The sequence below is a fragment of the Limosilactobacillus gastricus PS3 genome (genome assembly GCF_000247775.1).
Classification (GTDB): domain Bacteria; phylum Bacillota; class Bacilli; order Lactobacillales; family Lactobacillaceae; genus Limosilactobacillus; species Limosilactobacillus gastricus_A.
Window position 1 is genome coordinate 1 of sequence record NZ_AICN01000017.1, and the last position, 22,866, is coordinate 22,866.

Consider the following 22,866-nt stretch of genomic DNA (forward strand, 5'->3'; position numbering starts at 1 on the left):
ACCAAGCCTAACTTCTTAATAAATTAATCTTCGGCAACAAATGGTAATAAGCCCATGATCCGTGCCCGCTTAATGGCGATCGTCAAACGACGTTGGTTCTTAGCACTCGTACCCGTTACTCGACGTGGTAAAATCTTACCCCGTTCTGAGATAAACCGACGTAATAATTCAGTATCTTTGTAATCAATGTATTCAATGTGGTTAGCAGCGATGTAGTCAACTTTCCGACGACGACGCATACCTCCACGACGTTGTTGTGGCATGAAATTAACCTCCTTTATCGAATCTAGTGATTAGAATGGAACATCACTTAATGAATTTTGATCATCATCTTTATCATTTGCTTGATCATTCTTCAAAGCCGTTTGATCATTAATGTCAATGGCATCACTGGCTGATCCTTCATTGGATGAATTAGCAAATGGTAAACTATCCGTATCAATTGGGGTCGTGTTCTCACCAAAGAGTCCTTGACCACCAAACGGATTATCATTAGCGTTTCCATTATCTTGAGGAGTTGCACCAAAGTTATTGGCTGGTCCACCAAAAGCTGCTTGGCCTTGGTTGGCATTAAAACCATTATTAGCACCGTTATTGTAGTAACCACCATTGTTATATTGGTTATTGCCAGCTTGGTTGTCCCGTGCTGAACGAGGTTCCAATAAAGCAAAGTTTTCCACGGTTACTTCAGTCCGGTAAATTCGTTGACCTTGTTGGTTTTGGTAATTACTGGTCGTGATCCGACCATCAATCCCAACTAGCGCCCCTTTATGAGTGAAGTTCACAAAGTTTTCAGCAGACTTCCGCCAAATGACACAATTGATAAAATCAGCTTCACGTTCCCCAGTTTGTTGGTTCCTAAATTGCCGATCAACTGCAATTGAGAACCGTGCCACTGCCGTTCCGCTATTTGTGTACCGCAACTCTGGATCCCGAGTTAAACGTCCAGTTAGGACTGCACGATTTAGCATGGGTATTCACACTCCTCTCTATTATTTAGTTAAGCAATTAGCGCTTAACAATCATGTGACGTAGGATATCGTCGTTGATCTTTGATAAACGATCAAATTCGTTTAATGGTTCATCCGTGTCAGTCGTGATGTTTACGATATGATAAGTACCTTCAGTGTACTTTTCAATTGGGTAAGCAAACCGACGCGTGTCCCAATCAGTTGAATCAACAACTGTTGCACCATTGTCTGAAAGAATCTTGTCAAAGTTAGCTACTAAAGCACTCTTAGCTGATTCCTCAATATCAGGACGAATGATGTAAGTAATTTCATATGTACGTGTTTCCATGTATATTACACCTCCTTATGGACTCAGGCCCCCGCTCATTGGTAGGAGCAAGGAGAGCAGACGTTATTACGTATACTCACAGAATAGAATATTATCATAAAATGACCAAAATAACAAGAAATAACTTATAAAAGATCCTAAGTTGCGGCTTATTATTACATACGCAAAACTTAGGATCTTAATTCATTATTCTTCAGTTTGTGGACTAATTTCTTCAGTCTCATTGGTGGTTTGATCTGCAGTTGATTCGTCCGTGGTTGGCTCTTTATCAACCTTGGCCATCGTTGCCACCACCGAATCATCATTCATTTTAATTAAATGAACTCCGATTGCGGATCGCCCAGTAACCGATACGCTTTCGACGCTAAAGCGAATAATTACCCCTTTGTTGGTAGCTAACATCAAATCTTCATCGCCTTGGACAGTGGTTAAACCAACTAATGGTCCATTCTTTTCGGTAATGTTTACAGTTTTGATTCCTTTACCACCCCGACCCTTAATTGGATATTCAGTGGCGGGGGTTTGTTTCCCGTAACCTTGCTCACTAATTACTAACACGTTACTATCTGGGCTTAATTGGGCTGCCCCAATCACATAGTCACCTTCACGAAGGCGAACTCCCCGAACTCCCGCTGCCGAACGTCCCATTTCTCGAACCGCTGAAGCTTTGAAGCTGACCGAGTATCCTAGTCGGGTTCCCAAGATCATTGCTTGATCTTGGTCAATAATTTCAACATGAATTAATTCGTCACCTTCATGTAAATTAATTGCTTTGAGACCATTGCTCCGGATGTTTTTGAACTCATTAACTGAGGTCCGCTTAACAGTTCCTTCCTTCGTCACAAAGAAGAGATCACGATCATCATCGTCAGTCTGTGTTTCATGTGAAACATTAATTACTGCGCTGATCTGTTCATCGCCGTTAATGCCTAACAAATTGATAATCGGAATTCCTTGAGCTGATCGACCATATTCTGGAATCTCATAGCCTTTCATAGCGAAGACCTTACCGGAATTAGTAAAGAATAAGAGACTATCATGCGTGGAGCTGGAAATTAAGTGCTCAATAAAGTCGTCATTATGAACCCCCATTCCCTTAACTCCTCGACCACCACGATTTTGTGATTTGAATTCATCAACTGGTAATCGTTTAACGTAACCACTATGGGTTAAAGTTACGATGATTTCTTCTTCTTCAATCAGATCTTCATCTTCAATACTATTCAAATCACCAACTTGTAATTCCGTCCGTCGTTCATCGCCAAATTTAGCTTGAATTTCCAGTAATTCGTCATAAATAATCTTTTGGATTCGTTCCCGGTGAGCGAGGATGTCTTTATAATCAGCGATCGCGGCCACTAATTTATTATATTCATCCTCGATCTTTTCGCGCTCTAAACCAGTTAAACGGACCAACCGCAAGTCAAGAATTGCTTGAGCTTGACGATCTGACAAACCAAAATTATTTATTAATTGTTGCTTGGCAATGTCACTAGTTTGCGAACTCCGAATGATATTGATAATTTCATCAATATGATCAAGCGCAATTCGTAATCCTTCAACGATATGCTCCCGATTTTGGGCCTTCTTTAAATCAAATTCCGTCCGTCGCTTAATTACAATTTCTTGGTGTTGCAAGTAGTTTGTTAGGATTTCTTTGAGACTTAAAATCTTAGGAGCCCCATCAACAATCGCTAACATATTGAAGTTGAAAGTCGTTTGCATCAACGTCATCTTGTATAAATTATTCAAAATGACTTCGGCACTGGCATCTCGACGAACGTCAACCACAATCCGCATCCCTTCACGGTCAGTTTCATCGTTTACATCCGTAATGCCTTCAATTTCTTTTTCTCGTGCCAATTCCGCAATTCGTTCAATCAACTTGGCTTTATTAACCATATAAGGAATTTCATGGACCACAATCCGTTGCTTGCCATTCTTCAATTCCTCAATTTCGGTTTTAGTGCGCACCACAATGGATCCTTGACCTGTTTCGTAGGCTTTCCGAATTCCAGACTTACCCATGACCACTGCTCCGGTAGGGAAATCAGGCCCTGGTAAGACCTTCATTAAGTCTTCAGTCGTGGCCTCAGGATTATCCATCAGTAAATGAATGGCACTGATTACCTCTCCCAAATTATGAGTTGGAATATTCGTTGCCATCCCCACGGCAATCCCTGTTGCTCCATTTACTAACAGATTCGGAATCCGGGATGGTAACACTTGTGGCTCTTTTTCCGTTCCATCATAGTTATCTTGAAAATCAACGGTATCCTTGTTGATATCCCGTAACATTTCAACGGCAATCTTACTCATTTTGGCTTCAGTATACCGCATGGCGGCAGCCCCATCCCCATCCACGGAGCCGAAGTTACCATGACCGTCAACTAACATGTACCGGTAGGAAAAGTCTTGCGCCATCCGGACCAGACCTTCATAAATTGATGAATCCCCATGGGGGTGGTATTTCCCCATCACGTCACCAACAATCCGGGCTGACTTTTTATATGGCTTATCAGGGGTGACCCCTAATTCATTCATACCGTATAAAATCCGCCGTTGAACTGGTTTTAAACCATCCCGTACGTCGGGTAGGGCCCGCGAAACAATAACACTCATCGCGTAATCCAAGAAAGAATTCCGCATTTGGCTGGTCAAATTAACGTCGGTAATTCGACCTGGTAGTTCTTGATCTGCCACTATTAACCCTCCTCAACCTGACTATAAGTCAAGGTTTTCCACAAATTTTGCATTAGCTTCAATAAATTCTCGTCGCGGACCAACCTTGGTTCCCATTAACATTTGGAAAATCTCGTCAGCTTGCTTGGCGTCATCTAACTGGACCCGTAACAATCGCCGATTCTCTGGGTCCATGGTGGTTTTCCAAAGTTGTTCCGCATCCATTTCACCTAACCCCTTGTACCGTTGGATAACCGGTTTCGGACTCGGTTGAAGGGAATTAACCACCTGCTCTAATTCTTCGTCCGTATCAATATATTGGACAAATTTACCTTGGCGCACCTGATATAGAGGTGGTTGAGCGATGTAAACATAACCAGCTTCAAGCATTGGTCGCATAAAGCGATAAATCAAGGTTAGCAACAAGGTCCGAATGTGCGCCCCATCGACATCGGCATCCGTCATAATAATTAATTTATGATAATTAACCTTGTCAATATTAAATTCGTCCCCAAATCCAGTCCCCAGTGCCGTAAATAAGGAACGAATTTCATCATTTGCTAAAATCCGGTTCAAGGTTGCCTTTTCCACATTTAAGATTTTTCCCCGAATTGGTAAAATCGCTTGGGTTAACCGTGACCGACCCTGTTTAGCTGACCCACCAGCCGAATCCCCTTCGACAATAAATAATTCGGAAATAGCAGGATCCTTGGAGGTATTATCAGCTAGCTTACCAGGTAAATTGCTGATTTCTAGGCCGCTCTTTTTCCGTGTAACTTCACGGGCGCGTTTCGCAGCTTCACGGGCTTTCGAAGCCAACAACCCTTTTTCCACGATTTTATGTGCCACTTCTGGGTTTTCCATCATGAAACGGTTCATCGTTTCGCTGAAGATCCGGTCAGTGGCTGTCCGGGCATCAGAATTACTTAACTTCGTCTTAGTTTGACCTTCGAATTGGGGATTCGGGTGTTTAATCGAGATCACGGCCGTTAGACCTTCCCGAACATCATCACCAGAAAGGGTCGTATTCCCTTTAATCTGATCACTTTTATGACCATAGTCATTAATCACCCGGGTTAAAGCCGTCTTAAATCCAGTTTCATGACTCCCACCTTCGTAGGTATGGATGTTATTAGTAAAAGTTAATAAATTACTTCGATAATCATCTGAATATTGTAATGAAACTTCTACCGCAATTCCTTTATATTCCCCTTCGACGTAAATTGGTGGATCAAAGAGAACTTCATGCCCTTGATTTAAAAATTCAACATAATGCCGAATCCCACCTTCATAGTGGAATTCATCTTTAGTTGGTTCATCCGGGCGCTTATCAGTAATCGTAATCTTCAGGCCCTTATTTAAGAAGGCTAATTCCCGAATCCGTTCTGTTAAGGTTTTAATATTATAAATTGTTGTTTCCCGGAAAATTTCTGGATCCGGCGTAAAGTGAACGATGGTTCCGTGTTCAGTCAATGGTCGTTGATCATCAATTACTTTCATAGCCGTTTTAACATGACCATGATCAAAATCCATATAATATTCTTTACCTTCTCGAATGACCCGTACGTCTAATTCAGTTGATAAGGCATTGACCACCGAGGCCCCCACCCCGTGCAATCCACCAGAAACTTTATATCCGCCACCGCCAAATTTCCCACCGGCGTGTAAAATCGTAAAGACCGTTTCTAGGGCAGGCTTGCCAGTTTTAGCTTGAATATCGACGGGAATCCCCCGACCATTATCAGTTACTGTAATGCTATTGTCAGGTTCGACAACGACATTAATTTCATTTGCAAAACCCGCAAGCGCTTCATCAATCCCATTATCAACAATTTCCCAAACTAAGTGGTGCAATCCCTGAGCGGTTGTTGATCCAATGTACATTCCCGGACGCTTTCGAACCGCTTCCAATCCTTCTAAGACTTGGATTTGACTAGCATCGTATTCTCTTGCTTTTTCCGCTTTCGTTTCATTAATTTCACTCACGATTTTACTCCTTACTTACTTGCCCATGACTAATTCGAAAAATCGATGGATCTTGAATTAATTGTTTCGCCACCCCATCCAAACTAGTGGTCGTTAAAAAAGTCTGAACCTTGTCTTGAATGGCCGTTAGTAGATGGGTTTGCCGATTGTCATCAAGTTCCGATAATACATCATCTAATAGCAACAAAGGATATTCTCCGGTCTGTGCTTTCATTAGCTCAATTTCAGCTAGTTTAACTGAAAGAGCAGTTGTTCGTTGCTGACCTTGGGATCCAAATTTTTGCACATTTTGATCATTGACCAAAAATTGCAAATCATCACGTTGGGGACCCACTAAAGTCGTTCCCAACATTTGCTCTCTGGCCTGACTTTTTTCTAACAAAGTTTTTAGCTGACTTTGAATTTCCTCAACTGTTGTTTGGTCGTTCACCGTAACTTGAGTAACATACTTTAAAGTTAAGGTCTCTTTTTGCCTTGAAATATGTTGATGTAGTTCTTGAGCCCAGGTTTCTAATTGTTGAATTAATTGATAACGCGTATGAATAATTTGAGCTCCTGATGCTATCAGCTGATCTGACATTACCCCTAACAAGACCGAATCTAATTTGCCGGCCTGCTCAACCTGTTTTAAATATTGATTACGTTGCTTTAACTGACGATGATACTGACTGATATTGTATAAATAACGGCTACTCATTTGGCCAAATTCTATATCCATAAAGCGCCGACGTAATTGTGGTGAGCCCTTCACTAATTCTAGATCCTCGGGGGCGAAAAGGACTACATTTAAATTACCAATGTAAGAAGATAATCGTTGTTGGAATAAATGGTTTACCTTTACGCGTTTTCCCGTCGCATTGATCTGAATTTCCAATGGTAATTTCCCGGGAAATCTTTCCACATTTCCTTTGAGCATCGCGGTTTTTGCTTGCCATTGGATTAATTCCCGATCATGATTTGTCCGGTGGCTCCTCGCCAAAGCTAAAACATGAATGGCCTCTAAAAGATTAGTTTTTCCTTGGGCATTCTCCCCAATAAAAATGTTAACCCCAGGATTAAACTGGATCTCCAGGTCTTCATAATTCCGGTAATGGCGTAACTGGAGATCGAGTAACTTCATTACCTAAACTAAACCACCAATCACAACTTCTTCAAGATCCCCGATTCGAACTTGATCACCAGGATAAAGTTTTCGACCGCGACGTTGATCTTGTTCTTGATTTACCCAAACGGGGGTTTCTTGCAAAAACCATTTAGCCGCCCCGCCCGTTGGGATGATGCCCTCTTCCTTCAATAATTGACCTAAGGTAATGAATTCCCGGTCAATGTTGATTGTTTTTACCTGATCCACGTTCTTCACCTACTTTAATTAATACATTTCTATTATAGCCTTTTTTAAGGTTAAAAACAACGAACGGCCTTCTCATATGTCTTTTAAGCATTCTTAACTTAATTGAATGAAAAATGACTTTTTGATATTAAAATGGCTTAAATGCCCTCTAAAATCAAAAATAAGCTTTCCGTCAATCAAAAAAGCCCCTCAATCGAGGAGCTTAAAGCAGCTGGATTAGTAAGTCCGTACTGGCGTAATTAATTGAACAAAATTATCATGATCATCGGCCGGTACTAAAGTAAATGGACGCAGTGCCGATGTAAAGGACATTAAAATTTTAGCAGAGCCAAAGGACTTCAAAGCATCGCGCATGTAATCAGGGTTAAAAGAAATTTCCAGATCATTCCCTGCCATTAATTCTGCATTGATTGCTTCTTCCACGTTCCCAACATCCGCTGAGTTACCACTAATCTTAGCAACCGACAGGCTTGGATTAATAGTCAACTTAACCACATTATTACGACTTTGATGGGATAACAAGGAAGCCCGTTCAATGGAAGCTAAAAAGCTATCTGCTGCTAATTCAATGGTTGTCTCCGAGGATGTCGGAATCAACCGACTTGTTTCTGGATAGTTACCTTCTAACAAACGAGAATAGAATTTCGTTTGTCCAAAGGTAAATAAGATTTGGTTATCCGTGAAGTTCATTGTGACATCACCATCAACTTCATTCACCATCCGTGACAGTTCAGTCAAACTATTTCCTGGAATAACTACATCATATTGTTGACCTTCACTTGTTGGCACAGCCACATTTCGTTGGGCCAATCGATGGCTATCCGTTGCAACCGCCGTTAACTGGCCATTAGCTAAAGTAAAGTGAATCCCCGTTAAAATTGGTCGACTTTCTTGCTTTGAAACGGCAATCCGGGTTTGTTCAATCACTTCTCGTAAGATATCGGGTGCAATCATGACCTGACTGGTACCATCAACTTCTGGTAAATGGGGGAAATTATTTGCATCCTGACCATTGACCGTGAATTCTGCCGTCCCTGAAGTAATGACTGCTTGAAAACCATCATTAATGGCAATTGATACTTCTTGATCAGGTAATTTTTTAATAATTTCAATAAAGAATCGAGCTGGTAACACAATTGCACCTGGTTCGCTAACTACTAACGCATATTCACCATCAGTTTGATTGATTGTGGTTTCAATGGAAATATCTGCATTGCTTCCCGTTAAAATGATTTGATCGTTTTCAACCACTAATTTTAATCCTGTCAAAATTGGAATGGTTGTTTTGGAAGAAACGGCTCGTAAAACATTGTTTAAGGCATTAATAAAAGCTAATCGATTAATTGTAAATTTCATAATTATCTCTCCGTGGTGCTTTATATATAAATATAAAATAAAAATAGCAGTAGTAGTAGGGCCTGTGTAAGTTGTGGAAAAGTCGTTACTAGTTGATTAAACAGAGTTTAGATGCTTGTGGATAAATTGTGGATAAATTGTGGATAACTTAAAAAGGATGCCAAAGTTTTCCACAGTCTATACTTGTAATTCATCTCGTAAATTCTTGAGATCTTTTTCTAATCCAGAATCAGATGAGATATTTTTCTCGATTTTGTCAATTGCGTGTAGGACGGTAGTATGATCTTTACCGCCAAATTCCTTTCCAATCTTAGGAAGCGAGCTATCAGTTAATTCCCTTGATAGGTACATTGCGATCTGCCGAGGAACGACAATGTTTTGCGAACGTTTCTTACCAGTAATATCACTTTGATTAATGTTAAAGTAAGCCGCAACCTTTTTTTGAATCAGATCAATTGATAAGGTTGTTTCGGTAGCAAAGCCTAGTCCCTGAAGAGCTTCCGCAGCAATTTGAGGGGTAAGAGGTTGCTTTTGTAATTCAGCAAAAACACGTACCCGCATTAAGGCGCCTTCTAATTCCCGGACATTCGTATTTACTTTTGATGCAATGTAGTTTAATACCTCGTTTGGAGCTTGGATGTGTTCTTCTTCGGCCTTACTTTGCAAAATGGCAATTCGCGTTTCAAGTTCTGGTGAAGTAATTTCTACTGGAACTCCCCAAACGAAACGAGAAACGAGCCGTTCGGTTAAATTCGGGATTTGTTTGGGATTTTGATCGGCGGTTAAGACAATTTGCTTATTATTATCATGCAATACATTAAAGGTATTGAAGAATTCTAATTGGGTCTCTCCCTTAGATGCAAAGAACTGGACATCATCAACTAATAAAGCATCTAAATTCCGATATTCTTGGCGAAATTGTTCTTGGCTTCGATTTTTAATGGAATTAACGTAGTCATTTACGAAGGTTTCGCTAGTAACGTATTTAATCCGCGCATTAGGATTATGGGTCAACATATTATTAGCAATAGCTTGCATTAAGTGCGTTTTACCTAAGCCAACTCCCCCATAAATTAGGAGTGGGTTGTAGAGACCCCCCGGTTGTTCCGAAGCCGCGAAAGCCGAAGCATAAGCCATCTGGTTACTTCGTCCTTCGATAAAGTTTTCGAAGGTATATTCGGGATTTAACGGGGTTTCATATGACGTTTGTGCCGTAGGGGCAACCGTTGGAACTGGTTGTGAGATCCCATTCGCTAATATGAAAATTGGTTCAATTGGTTGACCGGTTTGGCTATATAGCAACTGGCGGACCTTATTAATCAGGTTATCCTGCCAAAAATCGAGGTGATTTTCGGTTGGCAATTGAATCGTAAGTCGATTATTAACGAGTGAAACAGCTTTTGCCGGAGCAATTAAGTTAGTGTAAGTCACTTCTGCAGTAGACTCACGCAAAGCATTTTGGATCGCTTCCCAGAGAGAATCGAGCTCAGTCAAAATGTTTCCTCCTCAAAGATAAGATTTCAGTGATTAAGTTTATCATTAGTTAAAAAAGTTTTCCACAGGATGAAGCAAGAAAGTATATTTTTTCCACCACGCTGTGTGGAAATTGTCCACATGGGTGTGAAAAAGTGGAAAAAATTAGGCCTTTTCATAGTTATCCACAAGGTAAGTGGGGAAATCCACAGGCCCAAAAGCTTGGTAAATTAGTATTTTTAAAAGTTATCCCCAAAACTGTGGAAAACCTTACCCACTGATCGTGGAAAACCGGAAAAATCGTGAAAACTGCTGTGGAAAAGTGAAAAAGCGGAAGTAGTTTTGCACAACGCTGTGTATTATTTTGTGGATAAATAATTTTTACCTAGAGTGAATCTTTAGAAAATCTGGTTTTATCCCGTTAAAAAGTGTGCTATACTTTCTAAGTATGTTTAAAGAGATTGTCTTTTTAGACCATGAAATAAAAAATTAGCTGCTGAGGAGGTGCAAAATATGAAGCGCACATTTCAACCAAAGAAGCGTCACCGTGCACGTGTTCACGGTTTCCGTTCACGGATGAGCACAAGTAACGGCCGTAAAGTTTTGGCGCGTCGTCGTCAAAAGGGTCGTAAGGTATTATCTGCATAAGATATTATCGTTAATAATTGTTAAAGGGGCAGGGCAACCGTCTACTGCATTTGTTGTAGTTGTCGTTGCTCGCCTCTTTTTTGTTTTTGCAAAGCTGGGAATGGAGATTAGGCCATGCGGAAATCATATCGCGTCAAAAAGGAACAAGAATTTCAACAAGTGTTTGAACAACATCAATCAGTTGCCAATCATAAGTTTGTGATTTATCAAATTGCCAAGCCCAATCAACCCCATTTCCGTGTTGGAATCTCGGTTGGGAAAAAAATTGGTAACGCCGTTCAACGTGGTTGGGTTAAACGACGGATTCGCCAAACCTTATTAGAAGTGAAACCACAAATCAAGGCGGAAGTTGATTTTCTGGTGATTGCTCGTCCGGCGGCCCAGGGAATGTCAATGGCCGAAACCAAAAGGAACCTAGTCCATGCCTTAAAATTGGCTCATTTATTAACGGAAGAAGATTAAAAAGCGAGGAAAATCGATTGAAAAAGCAACACAAGAAATTAGCTAGTATTTTTAGTGTCTTAGGCCTAACGGTTTTATTGGCCGCTTGTTCAAATAAGCCCATTACGAGTCATAGTACGGGAATTTGGGACCATTACATTGTATATAATTGTTCGCAATTTATTATTTGGCTCTCAAAGATCTTTGGTGGTTATGGAATGGGGATCATTATCTTCACGATTTTGATTCGGATCATCATTTTGCCATTGATGTATTACCAATCAAAATCAATGGTTAAAACCCAGGAATTAGCACCGAAACTAAAAGAATTACAAAAGAAGTACTCATCGCGGGATCGCGAAACGATGCAAAAACTTCAAGCTGAACAGCAAAAGCTGTATCGTGAGGCGGGGGTTAATCCATTTGCGTCCATGTTACCATTGTTAGTTCAATTACCAGTTATGTGGGCTTTGTATCAAGCTATTTGGCGGACTAACGTTTTGAAAACTGGATCTTTCTTATGGTTGCAGTTAGGAAAAACGGATCCCTACTTTGTTTTGCCGGTCTTAGCGGCGGTCTTTACTTTTATTAGTTCGTGGTTGTCAATGGCTTCAATGCCCGAAAAAAATTCGATGACAACGTCGATGACTTACATTATGCCGATCTTTATCTTCATTATGGCCTTACAATTCTCGGCAGCCATTACCCTTTACTGGGTTGTTTCCAATGCCTTTCAAGTAGTTCAGGTCTTGTTAGTGCAAAATCCATTTAAGATTCGGCGGGAACGGGAAGCCAAACAAAAAGCGGAACGTGATCATCAACGGAAGATAGAAAAAGCTAAACGAAAGGCATACCAAAGTAAACGGAAATAATTGACATTCGATTTAATTATTTTTAAAATATGACTGTTTAAAAGTGAATATTCGTTAGAGTAGTGAAAGTGCTTTGATCATTCCGATAATACGGGTGGCTTTGCGCTTTTTTTATTGAAACGAGAAAGGAAACAAGTATGGTAAAAACGGATCAAGATACAATTGCGGCAATTTCAACCCCTGTTGGAGAAGGCGGAATTTCCATTATTCGGGTTAGTGGTGATGATGCCTTACCAGTGGTTCAAAAACTATTTCGGGGGAAGGATTTAGCCAAGGTAGCAACACATACCATTAATTATGGTCATATCGTGGACCCAAGTAATCAACAAGAGGTTGATGAAGTTATGGTTTCAGTGATGCGAGCACCGAGAACTTATACGCGTGAGGATGTAATTGAGATTAACTGTCATGGCGGACTATTAGCCACGAATCGAATTTTGCAGTTAGTCTTATCCTATGGTGCTCGCTTAGCGGATCCGGGTGAATTTACCCAGCGGGCCTTTATCAATGGTCGCTTGGATCTTTCCCAAGCTGAAGCTGTCATGGATTTAATTCGGGCGAAAACAGATCGGTCTATGGATGTGGCCTTGCATCAATTGGATGGTGATTTATCACGCTTGGTCCGTCAATTACGACAAGATATTTTAGATGTCTTAGCCCAAGTGGAAGTCAATATTGATTATCCAGAATATGATGCTGTTGAAGAGATGACCTCCCAAATGTTGCGAGAAAAGGCGACGATGGTTAAGGAGCGGGTTAGTGGACTTTTAAAAACCGCTCAACAAGGAAAAGTGTTGCGGGATGGATTAGCCACCGCCATTATTGGCCGGCCCAATGTTGGTAAATCAAGCCTTTTAAATGCTCTTTTACATGAAGACAAAGCAATTGTTACGAACGTGGCTGGAACCACGCGAGATGTTATCGAGGAGTACGTCAATGTTGAAGGGGTACCCTTAAAGTTAATTGATACGGCCGGCATTCGGCATACTGATGACCAGGTGGAAAAAATAGGGGTTGAACGGAGTCGGCAAGCGATTACTACGGCCGATTTGATTCTTTTGTTAATTGATCAATCACGACCTTTATCGGAAGAAGATCGGGAATTAATTACCGCCACTGAACAAACTCCACGGATGGTGATCTTAAATAAGACGGATTTACCAAGTGTGATTGAATTAAATGATTTAAAAACCTTAGTTAATGGGGACCCGATTATTCAGACTTCGATTTTGGAACAGTCAGGAATGCAAGAGTTGGGTCAAGCAATCAGTCACCGCTTCTTTAACGAGGGTATCGAAAATCGGCAAAATCAAGTGATGGTAACCAATGCCCGTCATATTGGATTATTAAAACAAGTCGAAAGTGCACTAACGGAGGTTCTATCCGGCTTGGATGCTGGTTTACCGGTCGACTTAGTCCAAATCGATATGACGACCGCATGGAATTTATTAGGTGAAATTACTGGCGATTCTTATCAAGATGAATTATTAACGGAATTATTTAGTCAATTCTGTTTAGGGAAATAATGGAGAAGAAAATGGAAGCAAAAGTCATTCAATATCAGGGGCCATCTTATGATGTGATTGTTGTTGGGGCCGGTCATGCGGGGAGTGAAGCCGCTTTAGCCGCTGCCCGGATGGGCCAAAAGACCCTATTAATTACGATTAGTTTGGAAATGGTAGCCTTTATGCCATGTAACCCATCTTTAGGGGGACCAGCCAAAGGCGTTGTTGTCCGCGAAATTGATGCCTTGGGTGGCGAAATGGGGCACAACATCGATAAAACCTATATTCAAATGCGGATGCTAAATACCGGGAAAGGGCCAGCAGTTCGGGCCTTGCGGGCTCAGGCTGATAAACATGCTTACCATCGGCAAATGAAGTGGACGATTGAACAAGAACCGAATTTAACCTTACGACAAGGCTTAGTTGATGAATTAATTGTTGAAGATGGCGTGGTTAAAGGAGTCGTAACGAATACCGGGGCCCGTTATTTAGCCAAGGCTGTGGTTTTGACGGTAGGAACGGCTGCGCGCGGAAAGATCATCATTGGGGAATTGCAGTACGAATCTGGTCCTAACAATTCAAAACCGGCAATGAAATTAACGGCCTCACTTAAGGAGTTAGGTTTTGATATTCAACGGTTTAAGACCGGAACCCCGCCACGAGTGAACGGGAACACGATTGATTATCAAGTGACCGAAGAACAACCGGGTAATCCAGAACCGCACCACTTTTCGTTTGATACACCGGATACTGCCTACTTACCGTTGAAAGATCAAATTTCAAGTTGGTTAACTTATACCAACCCCACGACCCATCAAATCTTGCGAGATAATCTAGATCGGGCGCCCTTATTCTCTGGTTTGATTGAAGGGGTCGGGCCACGCTATTGTCCATCTATTGAAGACAAGATTGTTCGGTTTGCTGACAAAGATCGTCACCAAGTCTTTTTGGAACCAGAAGGTCGAGATACCGACGAATTCTATTTGGATGGCCTATCAACTTCGATGCCAGAAGAAATCCAACAAAAGATGATTCATTCGATTAAGGGCTTAGAAACAGCGGAAATGATGCGGCCGGGATATGCAATTGAGTACGATGTCGTGGCGCCGTATCAACTTCATCCAACGCTGGAAACAAAACTAATTGAAGGGTTATATACAGCAGGGCAGACTAATGGGACGTCGGGTTATGAGGAAGCGGCCGGACAAGGATTAATTGCTGGAATTAATGCGGCCTTGAAAATTCAAGGTAAGGAACCCCTAGTTTTAAAACGATCGGAATCTTATATTGGGGTCATGATTGATGATTTAGTAACAAAGGGGACCAAGGAACCTTATCGACTTTTGACAAGTCGGGCTGAATATCGCTTATTGATCCGACACGATAATGCTGATTTAAGGTTGATGAAATATGGATATCGGATTGGTTTAGTTTCTGATGAGCGGTTTGCCCATTTGAAAGCTAAGCAAACTCATATTCAAGATGAAATTAATCGCCTTAACAATTACCGAATTAAACCGGGTCAAGCAGTTGATGCCTTTATTAAAGCTAATGGTGATAATCCATTAAAAGATGCCATTGTGGCTGCCGATTTTTTGAAGCGACCATATGTTGACTATCAGACCTTGCAACAGTTTGTTCCGGCTTTAGAGCAGCCACTTAGTCGCCACGAGCAAGAACAAGTGGAGATTCAAATTAAATATGATGGTTACATCAAAAAAGAAGAAGCCCGCATTGAACGGATGAAGCGGATGGAAGAAAAGCGGATTCCTGCGACGATTGACTATAACCAAATTGAAGGCTTAGCGACTGAAGGCCGCCAAAAGTTAGCTAAGATTCGTCCAGAAACTTTAGCTCAAGCTTCGCGGATTAGTGGGGTTAATCCGGCTGATTTAGCTATTTTAAGTGTCTACTTACGGCAAGGAAAATTAAAGTAAAATCATTCTTTAAGAATAACTAATCAATCTGTACAATTGAGTGCAAAATGGTATGATTGGATAGAGTAAATTAACGTCAAGCGACGATTACGGGAGAAGAAAAGTGAAGACACAAGTTGATTTTCAACCCGTTTTACTAGGAACGGACTTTAACTGTTACGGAATGGCCCGCTCCTTTTATCACGAATACGGGATTAAGAGTATTGCTTTTGGGGTTATGCATATGGCACCAACACGCTACACGAAACTAGTTGATGTGCGTGTGGTAGAAGGATTTAATAGTAATCCCGTCTTTATGGAAACTTTGACGGCCTTTGCTAAGACGATGGATCCAAATAAAAAGTATTTATTATTGTCATGTGGGGATGGCTATACGGAATTAATTTCAGAACACTTAACGGAATTAAAGCAATGGTTTGTTTGTCCCTATGTTGATAATGAGCTTTTTAAACGTTTAGGTAGCAAAGAGACCTTCTATGCGGCCGCTGAAGAATATGGGCTACCATATCCAAAAACGAAATTAATTTCCCGGGAAATGGTTGAGCGTGGTGAAAAGATTGAATTACCATTTGATTTCCCAGTGGCCTTAAAACCTTCAGATAGTATCGCCTGGCTAGACGTTGATTTTGAGGGACGTAAGAAGGCCTTCATTTTAGATTCTCGGCAACAATTTGATGAACTATTACCCAAAATTTATCAAGCTGGTTATACCGGGAAGATGATTTGCCAAGACTTTATTCCTGGTGATGATTCTAATATGCGCGTAGTGAATGCATATGTGGATTCTGATCATCATGTGCGGATGATTTCCTTAGGTCATCCCCTCTTGGAAGACCCATCGCCAGCGGCCGTGGGAAATTATATGGTAATCTTACCCGAAAAAAATGATCAGATTTATCAAACCATTCAAAAGTTTTTAGAAGAGATCAAGTATGTTGGTTTTGCTGATTTTGATTTGAAGTATGACCGTCGGGATGATACTTACAAGGTCTTTGAAATTAATCTTCGTCAGGGACGGAGTAGTTTTTATTGTACCCTTAATGGTTATAATTTAGCGAAGTATGTCGTAGAAGACGTCATTTATCACCAACCCTTCACGGAAACTGAATATGCGGATGGCGATCAATTATGGTTGGGGGTACCTAAAAAGATCTTCTATCAATATGCTAAAGAAAGTGAATATAAGGATCGAGCAGTGAAATTATTAAAGGCAGGTAAATATGGCACGACGGCCTTTGATAAAGACGATACCTTGAAGCAACGGATGCTGATGCATTATGCTTTCTATTTAATGCCAGGAAATTACAAAAAATATTTTGTGCAACGATAAGATCAGGAGAAGAAAAACATGTGTGGATTTGTTTCCTTTGTGAATGACGAAGCTCCGCAATTAAAAGATAATGAAATTCAAACGATGATGAAACGGATTGTTCATCGCGGACCAGATGATGCCAACCATTATGTTGATGAACATGTGGCCCTTGGTTTTCGTCGGTTGAGTTTTATTGACGTCAAAAGTGGTCGGCAACCAATTTTTAATGAGGATGAATCGAAAGCCATCATTTTTAATGGGGAAATTTATAATTTTAAGTCGCTTCGTGAAAAATTGGTTGAAGCTGGACACATTTTTCGAACCCATGCCGATACGGAAGTAATTTTACATGGGTATGAAGAATGGGGAGCAGATATCGCCAAAAAATTGCGGGGAATGTTTGCCTTCATTATTTGGGATCGGCAAACTAATACCATGTTTGGGGCGCGGGATCATTTTGGCATTAAGCCGCTTTATTATGCTCAAATGAACGGAACATTCTTTGTAGGGTCTGAAATTAAGGCCTTTTTAGATCATCCTTCCTTTAAGATGGAGTTGAATAAAGCAGCGCTTAAACCGTACTTGACCTTCCAATACCCAGCGACGCGGGAAACCTTTTTTAAGCGCGTCTTTAAATTACCAGAAGGGCATTACTTCCACTACCAAGATGGCAAGTTTGAAATGGCGCAATACTGGGATGTTGACTTTGATCCCGAAGAGGAATCATTCGGCGAAGCGGTTGATAAGATTGAAGCAGCCGTGGATGAATCGGTTAAGGCGCACTCATTTGCGGATGAGGGGATTAAAGTCGGCTCTTTCCTATCAGCGGGAGTTGATTCAAGTTATGTCACGGCGATGATGAAGCCTGATAATACCTTCTCAATCGGCTTTGATAGTGGGTATGATGAAACTAAGCAAGCGCGTGAATTAGCAGCAAAATTAGGGTTAAAGAATACTGATAAGACCCTAACGAATGAAGAAGCCTTCAATGCTTTTCCGAAGATTCAATACTATTTAGATGAACCCGATTCAAATCCGTCCGTAGTTCCCTTATACTTTTTAACTAAATTGGCGAAGGATAATGGCTACAAGGCCATGCTATCTGGCGAGGGAGCTGATGAACTGTTTGCCGGATATACGGACTATGGTTTTAATACTAAGTCTAAGGCGATCCGGTGGTTTGCCGATCAATTAAAGAAATTGCCGCAAAAGCAACGGCATAGTTTAAGTAAGGCCCTTAAGAAATCACCTAACTTCCCAGGGCGCTTACATTTGTACCACGCTCTTGCTCCGGCGAATGAGGACTTTATCGGTCAAGCCTATATTTTCTCGCCTGCTGAAGCAGCAGACTTACTGCAAGAAGATTATAATTGTGGGCCGACGATCGCTGAGATTATGGATCCACTGTATGATAAAGTGGCTTCTAAGGATATTGATGAAGTTGCTAAGAAGCAATACATGGATGTTCACCAATGGATGCCAGGTGATATCTTATTAAAGGCTGATAAGATGAGTATGGCAAATTCCTTGGAGCTGCGGGTTCCATTATTGGATCGAAAAGTAATGGATGTGGCCCGGACGACGCCAAGTAAATATCTCTTTAACTATAAGGGGACGAAATGGGCCTTTAGAATGGCCGCTAATCGGCACTTACCAGAAGAATGGGCAACGCGTCCTAAAATGGGCTTCCCTGTTCCAATTCGGGAATGGTTGCATCAAGAAAAGTACTACAAAGAAGTTCGGGCAATGTTTGCTGAAGATTTTGTGAACGAGTTCTTTGATCAAGCTAAGTTATTGCAATTAGCTGATGATAACTTTGCTGGGAAGATTGATGGGCGCCGAAAGTTATGGACCATTTATACTTTCTTGGTTTGGTATAAACTATACTTTATTGATCATTATCAACCGGATGAATCAGTAATTGATCAAGCTCAACAAGTGGGGTAAAGACATGCTGTCGTTACAAGGAGCCATTGACCTATTAAAGGCTCACCAATTGTTTGAAGAAGTCATTATCAATCAGCAACGTCATTATGACTTATCAGACTCACTTAAGGATCAACCAATTAACCAATTGACTTATGATTCTCGTCAGGTAGAAGCACAAGCACTATTTATTTGCAAAGGACTTCACTTTAATACGCAGTATTTGATCGATGCTATCCATAAAGGTGCAGTTGCTATTCTGTCGGGTCAAGAACAAGTTGAAATCGTTAAAGCTCAACAGTTAAGGGCGCTCCAAATTGTCGTTAATGATGTTCAAAAGGCGATGGCCGTTTTAGCACGGGGCTTTTATGGAAACCCTGATGAGCAATTAACCATGATTGGTTATACCGGAACGAAAGGCAAGACGACTTCGGTCTACTTCGCACGTCACATTTTACAAGCACAATATGGGTCAAACGTTGCGCAATTATCATCAATTGATAATTGTTTAAATGGGACTGATTTTGTGGAATCCCATCTGACAACACCAGAATCCTTAGATTTATTTCGGATGTTGCGAGAAGCCGTTGACCATGGCATGAAGTATTTGGTCATGGAAGTTTCAAGTCAGGCCTATAAGAAATCGCGGGTTTATGGCTTACAATTTGACTATGGGGTCTTTCTAAATATCTCACCCGACCATATTAGTCCGGTCGAACACCCCAACTTTGATGATTATTTATATTGTAAGAGTCAAATTATTGAGCATAGCAAGCAGATCATTATTTCCCGGGAAATTGCGGCTTATGATTTACTAATTGAAAAAGCTCGTGAAAGGAATGTTCCCGTCATATCTTTTGGTGTTCGTCCAGGCTGTGATTATCAATACCAAGCAGAAGAACATGGTTATTTTAAGGTTAAGACTAATCGGGACCGGTTGCCGCGGTTGGATGATCAATATCGGGTAATGGTTCCGGGTAACTTTAACTATGCTAATGCCCTATCAGCGATGATTGTGGCTGCTCAATTGAAGATTAAACCGGCCACGATTAAACAAGGCTTATTGGAGACGGTTGTTCCGGGACGGATGGAGATGATGACTTCTCCTAACGGAATTATTGCCTGCGTTGACTATGCCCATAATTATTTAAGTTTAACGGCAAGCTTTGCCTTTTTAAAACATGAATACCCGCAAAGTCGTTTAATTGTGGTGGTTGGTTCGGTTGGTGATAAGGCGGAATCGCGTCGATCAGGAATTGCTAAAGCTTTGATGGAATATGCAGATATTGCAATTCTAACTAGTGATGATACTTATGGAGAAGACCAACAAAAGGTGATTCAAGAGATCCACTCCTATCTTTCAGGTCCGAAGCCGGTTGAGGTTTTAGAGATCCTAGATCGTGAAGCAGCCGTTCGGCAAGCTTTTGCCCTTGCTCAACCCCAAGATGTCGTTTTTCTCGCCGCTAAAGGTCGTGAGCAATACCTGCGAGTAGCAAGTGGAAATCAACCGTATTTCGGTGATTATCAACTAGCGCAAGAATTGACGAAGTAAGTTAATAGTGGACCATCCAGGAGGTTGGCTCCACTATTTTTATGGGGAACTTCCTTAAATATTCTTGAATTTGAAAAAGAAGGATCAAAGGCGATTAGTATAATTTTCTCAGATAGCTAGACAAGGAGACAAACAATGTTAACAGTTAATGAGGTTGTGCGTTTGCTTAAAGAACGCCAACTGTTCGAAGAGGTCATTTGTGACAACCAACGGCACTACACCCTTCCAGAATCCGTTCGGGCAACCGAAATAACGGATGTGACCTATGATTCCCGACAAGTTAAGTCACAGGCGCTCTTCTTCTGTAAGGGGTTAAATTTTAACTTTAAATACTTACAAGACGCCGTTGCGGCTGGAGCAACTGTGACCATTACGGAACGGAGTCAAGTTGATGATATTTTAAAGACCCAGTTACCAGTGATTGCGATCATTGTAACTGATGTTCAAAAAGCTATGGCAACGGTCGCGCGAGCTTTTTACGGTAACCCAGATCAAGCATTAACGATGATTGGGTTTACGGGTACTAAGGGGAAGACGACCTCAGTTTATTTTACACGACACATCTTACAAGCAGTTTTTGGTAAGCAAGTCGCTCAATTATCATCGATTGATGAATGTTTAGATGGTGAACATTTTATTGAAGCGCATTTAACCACCCCTGAATCGTTGGATTTATTCCGCATGTTAAAAGCAGCCGTTGATCATGGGATGAAGTATTTGGTGATGGAAGTTTCTAGTCAAGCTTATAAGAAATCGCGGGTATATGGACTGGAATTTGATTACGGTGTTTTCCTAAATATTTCACCTGATCATATCAGTCCAGTTGAACACCCTGACTTTGATGATTATCTATATTGTAAGAGTCAGATTGTTGCTAATAGCAAAACGGTCATTATTTCCCGGGAAATTAAAGACTATACCTTTTTAGCAGAAAAAGCACAAGCTTATCAAACCAAGGTGATTTCTATCGGCCAAGATGCGACGGCTGACTACCAATATCAAGGCCACTCCCACGGCCAATTTACGGTTAAAACGTCATCCGGAACAAGCGATTATCAAATTAAGATCCCTGGTGATTTTAATTATGCTAATGCAACGGCAGCCATCGCTGTGGCCCAACAATTGACGGATGATCAGGAGCAGATTAAGGCTGGTTTATTAGCTACTACCGTTCCGGGTCGGATGGAATGTTTAAGCAATCATCATGGTTATGTGGCCTATGTCGACTATGCACATAATTATTTAAGCCTTTCGGAGAGCTTTAAGTTTATGAAACATGAGTATCCAAAGGGACGTTTAATTGTGGTGATTGGTGCGGCTGGAGGCAAAGCTGAGTCGCGTCGTCATGATATCGGGATGACCTTGTCAGAATACGCGGATGTAGCGATTCTAACGAGTGAAGATAACTTTAAGGAAGATCCTTACCAAATTGTTGACGATATTAAAGCTAATATTACGAATCCTGAATTACAGGTAATTGTTGAGGTTGATCGAGTAAAAGCGATTGAACAGGCCTTTGCGATGGTAAAACCTGGCGATGTCATTTTCATGGCCGGAAAAGGTCGCGAGGTCTTTATGCATGACGTGGATGGTGATAAGCCATACATTGGCGATTATCAATTATCGCAAAAGTTGATGGTTGAATATGATAAATAAGTGAAGCTGGTAAAAAGCAATCAATCGTCCCATAGGGCTAACCTAGAACGAATGTTGGTACGAAAGGGACCGACGTGAGTTCGTAGTTAGACTCGTGGGGCGCTTTTTTGACCGTAATTAAGAGTGTGATCAATAGAGATACGGGTAGGAAGAAATGTCAGTTAGTGTTTCTTTCCACCCTTGTTTTCTTTAGTGGTGTCAACACCGGAAAAGTTGTATGATAACCATAGTTAATTAATTTTTGAAACGAGGAAACACCATGAAAACCTTCCGGTCGATCATGAGCTGGGTAATTCCAGTTGCTTTGGGCTTAGCAGTAGCCTTAATTTTAAACGTCTTTGTTGTTCAACGGGTTAAAGTAGACGGGCCGTCTATGCAACCTAACCTACAGAACAATGAAAAGGTATGGACTTTTAAACAGGCTAAAATTCACCGGGGGAGCGTAATTGTCTTTGACGCCAATGGGGTGGACCCACAAGTCACCAGTAAGACTAACTATGTTAAGCGGGTTATCGCCGTGGGCGGTGATACAGTCGAATCGAAAAATGGTAATCTTTACGTTAATGGCAAGAAAGTTAGTCAATCCTACATTAGTAGCTATCAACGGACGACTGGAACAGGCAACTGGACCCTCCAAAGCATCTCGATTAAAAATGGATGGTTAAAATACAATGGGGCGACAAAAGTTCCAAAAGGTTATTACTTTGTTTTGGGTGATCACCGTAGTGTTTCGAATGATAGCCGTTATTGGGGCTTTGTCCCAAAGAGTAAGATCTTAGGGGTTGTTAAGGTAGCTCCATGGTCAGGGACGAAAACGACGCGTTACAACATTAATCAATTCTGGAAACATTATTTTAAGAATTAAAATGA

At 41.1% G+C, this 22,866-nt stretch carries 19 protein-coding genes; 10 read left to right on the plus strand and 9 right to left on the minus strand.

Features of this window, described 5'->3' with window-relative positions; genetic code table 11:
• Positions 1–23: 23 nt before the first annotated feature.
• The 9 genes from rpsR to dnaA form a co-directional block, all read right to left on the minus strand.
• Positions 24–263, minus strand: coding sequence for a 30S ribosomal protein S18 (gene rpsR / locus PS3_RS01870; RefSeq protein ID WP_040467906.1), 240 nt, complete (start codon positions 261–263; stop codon positions 24–26).
• A 30-nt stretch (positions 264–293) separates the two neighbouring features.
• Positions 294–971: a single-stranded DNA-binding protein gene (ssb, locus tag PS3_RS01875; RefSeq protein ID WP_007121847.1), complete on the minus strand. Its 678-nt coding sequence runs from the start codon at positions 969–971 to the stop codon at positions 294–296.
• 37 nt (positions 972–1,008) lie between these two features.
• Complete coding sequence (rpsF, locus tag PS3_RS01880) at positions 1,009–1,299, minus strand: 30S ribosomal protein S6 (RefSeq protein WP_007121848.1); 291 nt, start codon at positions 1,297–1,299, stop codon at positions 1,009–1,011.
• A gap of 186 nt (positions 1,300–1,485) precedes the next feature.
• Positions 1,486–4,002, minus strand: a complete 2,517-nt coding sequence (gyrA, locus tag PS3_RS01885; RefSeq protein ID WP_007121849.1) for a DNA gyrase subunit A — start codon at positions 4,000–4,002, stop codon at positions 1,486–1,488.
• A gap of 21 nt (positions 4,003–4,023) precedes the next feature.
• Positions 4,024–5,967 (minus strand): DNA topoisomerase (ATP-hydrolyzing) subunit B, encoded by a 1,944-nt coding sequence (gene gyrB / locus PS3_RS01890; RefSeq protein ID WP_007121850.1) that lies wholly within the window; start codon positions 5,965–5,967, stop codon positions 4,024–4,026.
• 4 nt (positions 5,968–5,971) lie between these two features.
• Positions 5,972–7,087, minus strand: a complete 1,116-nt coding sequence (gene recF / locus PS3_RS01895) for a DNA replication/repair protein RecF (protein ID WP_040467907.1) — start codon at positions 7,085–7,087, stop codon at positions 5,972–5,974.
• 3 nt (positions 7,088–7,090) lie between these two features.
• Positions 7,091–7,318, minus strand: coding sequence for a S4 domain-containing protein YaaA (gene yaaA / locus PS3_RS01900; RefSeq protein WP_040467908.1), 228 nt, complete (start codon positions 7,316–7,318; stop codon positions 7,091–7,093).
• A 216-nt stretch (positions 7,319–7,534) separates the two neighbouring features.
• Entirely contained in the window at positions 7,535–8,674 is a 1,140-nt protein-coding gene (dnaN, locus tag PS3_RS01905; protein WP_007121851.1) for a DNA polymerase III subunit beta, read from the minus strand.
• A 177-nt stretch (positions 8,675–8,851) separates the two neighbouring features.
• Entirely contained in the window at positions 8,852–10,168 is a 1,317-nt protein-coding gene (dnaA, locus tag PS3_RS01910; protein ID WP_007121852.1) for a chromosomal replication initiator protein DnaA, read from the minus strand.
• Between the two features lie 492 nt (positions 10,169–10,660).
• On the opposite strand from dnaA, the gene rpmH reads away from it, so the two are divergent.
• From rpmH to lepB, 10 genes are all read left to right on the plus strand, one after another.
• Positions 10,661–10,795, plus strand: a complete 135-nt coding sequence (rpmH, locus tag PS3_RS10045) for a 50S ribosomal protein L34 (RefSeq protein ID WP_081478367.1) — start codon at positions 10,661–10,663, stop codon at positions 10,793–10,795.
• 114 nt (positions 10,796–10,909) lie between these two features.
• Positions 10,910–11,257, plus strand: coding sequence for a ribonuclease P protein component (gene rnpA / locus PS3_RS01915; RefSeq protein WP_007121853.1), 348 nt, complete (start codon positions 10,910–10,912; stop codon positions 11,255–11,257).
• 17 nt (positions 11,258–11,274) lie between these two features.
• Complete coding sequence (gene yidC / locus PS3_RS01920) at positions 11,275–12,108, plus strand: membrane protein insertase YidC (protein ID WP_007121854.1); 834 nt, start codon at positions 11,275–11,277, stop codon at positions 12,106–12,108.
• 137 nt (positions 12,109–12,245) lie between these two features.
• Positions 12,246–13,634, plus strand: coding sequence for a tRNA uridine-5-carboxymethylaminomethyl(34) synthesis GTPase MnmE (gene mnmE, locus PS3_RS01925; RefSeq protein ID WP_007121855.1), 1,389 nt, complete (start codon positions 12,246–12,248; stop codon positions 13,632–13,634).
• A gap of 11 nt (positions 13,635–13,645) precedes the next feature.
• Positions 13,646–15,550 (plus strand): tRNA uridine-5-carboxymethylaminomethyl(34) synthesis enzyme MnmG, encoded by a 1,905-nt coding sequence (mnmG, locus tag PS3_RS01930; protein WP_040467909.1) that lies wholly within the window; start codon positions 13,646–13,648, stop codon positions 15,548–15,550.
• A 163-nt stretch (positions 15,551–15,713) separates the two neighbouring features.
• Positions 15,714–16,880, plus strand: a complete 1,167-nt coding sequence (locus tag PS3_RS01935; protein ID WP_235719975.1) for a carboxylate--amine ligase — start codon at positions 15,714–15,716, stop codon at positions 16,878–16,880.
• Between the two features lie 18 nt (positions 16,881–16,898).
• Positions 16,899–18,809: an asparagine synthase (glutamine-hydrolyzing) gene (asnB, locus tag PS3_RS01940; protein ID WP_007121858.1), complete on the plus strand. Its 1,911-nt coding sequence runs from the start codon at positions 16,899–16,901 to the stop codon at positions 18,807–18,809.
• A 4-nt stretch (positions 18,810–18,813) separates the two neighbouring features.
• Positions 18,814–20,340: a UDP-N-acetylmuramyl-tripeptide synthetase gene (gene murE / locus PS3_RS01945; protein ID WP_040467910.1), complete on the plus strand. Its 1,527-nt coding sequence runs from the start codon at positions 18,814–18,816 to the stop codon at positions 20,338–20,340.
• 135 nt (positions 20,341–20,475) lie between these two features.
• On the plus strand, positions 20,476–21,996 hold the full coding sequence (gene murE / locus PS3_RS01950) for a UDP-N-acetylmuramyl-tripeptide synthetase (RefSeq protein ID WP_007121860.1): 1,521 nt from the start codon (positions 20,476–20,478) through the stop codon (positions 21,994–21,996).
• A gap of 259 nt (positions 21,997–22,255) precedes the next feature.
• The gene (gene lepB / locus PS3_RS01955) at positions 22,256–22,861 is read left to right on the plus strand and encodes a signal peptidase I (RefSeq protein WP_007121861.1); all 606 of its coding nucleotides are present in this window, start codon (positions 22,256–22,258) and stop codon (positions 22,859–22,861) included.
• Positions 22,862–22,866: the final 5 nt, after the last annotated feature.